This is a genomic window from Streptomyces tropicalis (assembly GCF_029269835.1).
Lineage (GTDB): Bacteria > Actinomycetota > Actinomycetes > Streptomycetales > Streptomycetaceae > Streptomyces > Streptomyces tropicalis.
In genome coordinates, this window is record NZ_JARJBB010000069.1 from 1 (window position 1) to 3,887 (window position 3,887).

Below are 3,887 nucleotides of genomic sequence, written 5' to 3' on the forward strand. Positions count from 1 at the left end.
AATTATGAATTAGTGGTATTTTTTTTAAAGATAAATAATCAAGAATCGCATTAGGGAGACGAATATGCGTTATTCAAATAAAAAGACAATTCTTTTAGGGTAGCATTTCCCTTCAAGTTCATCCCACATGTACATTAATGTCAATGATGTCGCAGAAGTTAAATTAGCAGAAGAAAAAAAAAATGTGAATTACTCCGAGTCAACTCTTCTTTCTCTTCTTCTTTTTCTTCTTTATCACCATAATCACCACCACCACCACCACCACCAGCTCCCAGATGACTTCAACTAACTTAGAAGGAACTTTCCCATTGATTGCCAAAGGTAAAGTCAGAGATATTTACCAAGTTGACGACAACACTCTTTTATTCGTTGCTACTGATAGAATTTCCGCATACGATGTGATTATGTCTAATGGTATCCCAAATAAAGGTAAAATCTTAACCAAATTGTCTGAATTCTGGTTTGATTTCTTGCCAATTGAAAACCATTTAATCAAAGGAGACATTTTCCAAAAATATCCTCAACTAGAACCATATAGAAACCAATTGGAAGGCAGATCCTTACTTGTTAGAAAATTGAAATTGATCCCTCTTGAAGTTATTGTTAGAGGTTACATCACCGGTTCCGGCTGGAAAGAATACCAAAAATCTAAAACCGTCCACGGTATTCCTATTGGTGATGTGGTTGAATCACAACAAATCACTCCTATCTTCACCCCATCCACTAAAGCAGAACAAGGTGAACATGATGAAAATATCACCAAAGAACAAGCTGACAAGATTGTTGGAAAAGAATTATGTGATAGAATTGAAAAAATTGCTATTGATTTGTACACCAAAGCCAGAGATTACGCTGCCACTAAAGGAATTATTATCGCTGATACTAAATTTGAATTTGGTTTAGATGGTGACAACATCGTTCTTGTTGACGAAGTTTTAACTCCAGATTCTTCCAGATTCTGGAATGCTACTAAATACGAAGTTGGTAAATCTCAAGACTCTTACGATAAACAATTTTTGAGAGATTGGTTAACTTCTAATGGTGTTGCTGGTAAAGATGGTGTTGCTATGCCTGAAGACATTGTCACTGAAACCAAGAGCAAATACGTTGAAGCTTACGAAAATTTAACTGGTGACAAATGGCAAGAATAAATTAAGGATATCTATTATTAAAGCTTTCTATTTATCCCAAACTTTCGTAGTATTTTCTGACATGTTCAGATGTTTTTACTTTATCTTTCCTGAAATTTTTGATTTCTAACCGACTCTTGCATGTAGCTCTTGATAATGCAACATATGCTTGACCATTAGCAAAACTTCTACCTAAATCTATTTTGACTCTGTCCAAAGTTTGACCTTGAGCTTTGTGGATCGACATCGCCCACGACAAGATCAATGGAAGTTGTTCTCTGACTAACTCGTTCCCAGTATTTTCAAAACTAGACGTGGTACTTTTTTGTCCAGCTTTTTCAATCTTAAACTCTTCCTTTTCCACCATAACCACTTGTTTACCTCGTCCAGTAATACTAAAATTGACTACCGGTAATACTGTAGATTCGAATTCTTGACTAGCTAGATGACAACATGATTGAATGAAACTTTGTCGTTGCAATGGAATATTGTCGAAAAATGCTTTCTCTTGATCGGTAAAACCACCAGATTCGCCGATTCTATTACATACGAACCTCATTTCAGCAAGCGCCGCCTGGTCTTCCGCATCAATATACACATATTGTTCCAAAAACTTCATATAAAGTTTACGGGTAGCCATAGGGTACCGAGCTAGACCTAACAGAAAAGTAGGTCACATAAATATTATTGCCTCCAGTATGGCGGAATGTGAACAAAGGCTGAACTACATTACAGGTAGAACTGATATTCCAATCAAAATCTCTGTCGCTCAAAAGTTGGACTTGGAAGCAATGGTCAAACCATTGGTTGGAATCATCATGGGATCAGACTCTGACTTGCCGGTAATGTCTGCCGCATGTGCGGTTTTAAAAGATTTTGGCGTTCCATTTGAAGTGACAATAGTCTCTGCTCATAGAACTCCACATAGGATGTCAGCATATGCTATTTCCGCAAGCAAGCGTGGAATTAAAACAATTATCGCTGGAGCTGGTGGGGCTGCTCACTTGCCAGGTATGGTGGCTGCAATGACACCACTTCCTGTCATCGGTGTGCCCGTAAAAGGTTCTTGTCTAGCTCGAATTCATTTCAGCATTTATTGGTTGTATGAGAGTAGATAGAAAAAGACAACTCTGGCTTGAAGCTATCAAAAAACTAAGTAGTGATGAAAACTTTTCAAATATGGAACTCATCAGCCTCATTTCTAAATATGAAGAGTTAAGACGTAATGAACCACAGATTCAAGTGGACGATGATAAATTCACTAAATTGTTTTATGACAATATCCAGAAATATCTGCTTCGAATGAGCTCTGGACATGCAATTGTTTTATTTACTATCACAAGATTAGTAGATGTCGTTGGCGAAAAGTCATTAGTTTTATTCGATGAACCAGAGGTTCATCTGCATCCACCTTTGCTCTCTGCTTTTTTACGAACATTAAGCGACTTACTCGATGCACGCAATGGTGTAGCAATAATTGCAACTCATTCCCCAGTAGTACTGCAAGAGGTTCCAAAATCCTGCATGTGGAAAGTCCTACGGTCAAGAGAAGCAATAAATATTATCCGTCCGGATATTGAGACATTCGGTGAGAACTTAGGTGTTTTAACTCGTGAGGTGTTTTTACTTGAAGTGACAAATTCTGGATACCACCACTTATTATCGCAGTCCGTTGATTCAGAGCTTTCTTATGAAACCATTCTAAAAAATTATAATGGTCAGATAGGATTAGAAGGTCGAACCGTTTTAAAAGCGATGATAATGAACAGAGATGAAGGTAAAGTACAATGAAAAAACTACCTCTTCCAGCGAGAACTTATAGCGAAATGCTTAATAAATGCTCGGAAGGTATGATGCAGATAAATGTTAGAAATAATTTCATTACTCACTTCCCCACTTTTTTGCAGAAAGAACAACAATATAGAATATTAAGCTCGACAGGTCAGTTATTTACCTACGACAGGACACACCCTCTTGAGCCTACAACCTTAGTAGTTGGTAACCTGACAAAGGTTAAATTAGAAAAGCTTTATGAAAATAATCTCCGAGATAAAAACAAACCCGCTAGAACATATTACGATGACATGCTTGTTTCATCAGGTGAAAAATGTCCATTTTGTGGTGATATAGGACAGACAAAAAATATAGATCATTTTCTTCCTATTGCACATTATCCTGAATTTTCGGTGATGCCTATTAATTTAGTTCCATCGTGCCGCGACTGCAATATGGGAGAGAAAGGTCAAGTTTTCGCAGTAGATGAGGTACACCAAGCGATTCATCCCTATATCGACAAGGACATTTTTTTTCGTGAGCAATGGGTATATGCAAATTTCGTTTCCGGAACTCCGGGTGCTATCAGTTTTTATGTTGAATGCCCGGCGAACTGGAGGCAGGAAGACAAACACAGAGCTCTTCATCATTTCAAGCTATTAAATATTGCTAACAGGTATCGTTTGGAGGCAGGGAAGCACTTGAGTGAAGTGATTACTCAAAGAAACTCTTTCGTAAAAGTTATAAGGAAATATAGTTCAACCGCAACGTTTCAGCAGCTACAGTCAGAATTTATTGAAGCAAATCTGAAACCTATTATAGATTTGAATGACTTCCCCAATTATTGGAAAAGAGTTATGTATCAGTGCCTAGCAAACTCGGAAGATTTTTTCAGAGGGATCTAGAATATGATGAAAGATAGAAAATTACGACGCTTATCGGAAGTGAACGAATACTTTTTATATGAGGAGGGCTGTTTTTACA

5 protein-coding genes and 1 pseudogene are annotated in these 3,887 nt (G+C 37.3%); 5 read left to right on the plus strand and 1 reads right to left on the minus strand.

Annotation, left to right across the window (positions count from 1 at the left end):
- Nucleotides 1–275: 275 nt before the first annotated feature.
- Nucleotides 276–1,151, plus strand: a complete 876-nt coding sequence (locus P3H78_RS33685; protein ID WP_048468260.1) for a phosphoribosylaminoimidazolesuccinocarboxamide synthase — start codon at nucleotides 276–278, stop codon at nucleotides 1,149–1,151.
- Between the two features lie 31 nt (nucleotides 1,152–1,182).
- Here P3H78_RS33685 and P3H78_RS33690 read toward each other — a convergent pair whose 3' ends face one another.
- Entirely contained in the window at nucleotides 1,183–1,770 is a 588-nt protein-coding gene (locus P3H78_RS33690) for a C-terminal helicase domain-containing protein (RefSeq protein ID WP_275897521.1), read from the minus strand.
- Here P3H78_RS33690 and P3H78_RS33695 point away from each other — a divergent pair.
- The 4 genes and pseudogenes from P3H78_RS33695 to P3H78_RS32900 form a co-directional block, all read left to right on the plus strand.
- Nucleotides 1,769–1,843, plus strand: a pseudogene (locus P3H78_RS33695) (hypothetical protein); the annotation flags it as partial. The gene P3H78_RS33690 and the pseudogene P3H78_RS33695 overlap by 2 nt on opposite strands.
- A gap of 78 nt (nucleotides 1,844–1,921) precedes the next feature.
- A complete protein-coding gene (locus tag P3H78_RS33700; RefSeq protein ID WP_105433577.1) occupies nucleotides 1,922–2,248 on the plus strand; it encodes a 5-(carboxyamino)imidazole ribonucleotide mutase in 327 nt (108 codons plus the stop codon).
- Nucleotides 2,235–2,921, plus strand: coding sequence for an AAA family ATPase (locus tag P3H78_RS33705; RefSeq protein ID WP_005893984.1), 687 nt, complete (start codon nucleotides 2,235–2,237; stop codon nucleotides 2,919–2,921). The genes P3H78_RS33700 and P3H78_RS33705 overlap by 14 nt, the downstream gene beginning before the upstream one ends.
- Nucleotides 2,918–3,808 carry an HNH endonuclease signature motif containing protein gene (locus tag P3H78_RS32900; RefSeq protein WP_000735931.1) on the plus strand — a complete coding sequence of 297 codons (891 nt, stop codon included), beginning with the start codon at nucleotides 2,918–2,920 and terminating at the stop codon, nucleotides 3,806–3,808. The genes P3H78_RS33705 and P3H78_RS32900 overlap by 4 nt, the downstream gene beginning before the upstream one ends.
- Nucleotides 3,809–3,887: the final 79 nt, after the last annotated feature.

What these genes read in the sequence shown, in the direction of transcription:
- P3H78_RS33685 (WP_048468260.1), top strand. Translation starts at nt 276, where the DNA reads ATGACTTCAACTAACTTAGAAGGAACTTTCCCATTGATTGCCAAAGGT.
- P3H78_RS33700 (WP_105433577.1), top strand. Translation starts at nt 1,922, where the DNA reads ATGGTCAAACCATTGGTTGGAATCATCATGGGATCAGACTCTGACTTG.
- P3H78_RS33690 (WP_275897521.1), bottom strand. Translation starts at nt 1,770, where the DNA reads ATGGCTACCCGTAAACTTTATATGAAGTTTTTGGAACAATATGTGTAT.
- P3H78_RS32900 (WP_000735931.1), top strand. Translation starts at nt 2,918, where the DNA reads ATGAAAAAACTACCTCTTCCAGCGAGAACTTATAGCGAAATGCTTAAT.
- P3H78_RS33705 (WP_005893984.1), top strand. Translation starts at nt 2,235, where the DNA reads ATGAGAGTAGATAGAAAAAGACAACTCTGGCTTGAAGCTATCAAAAAA.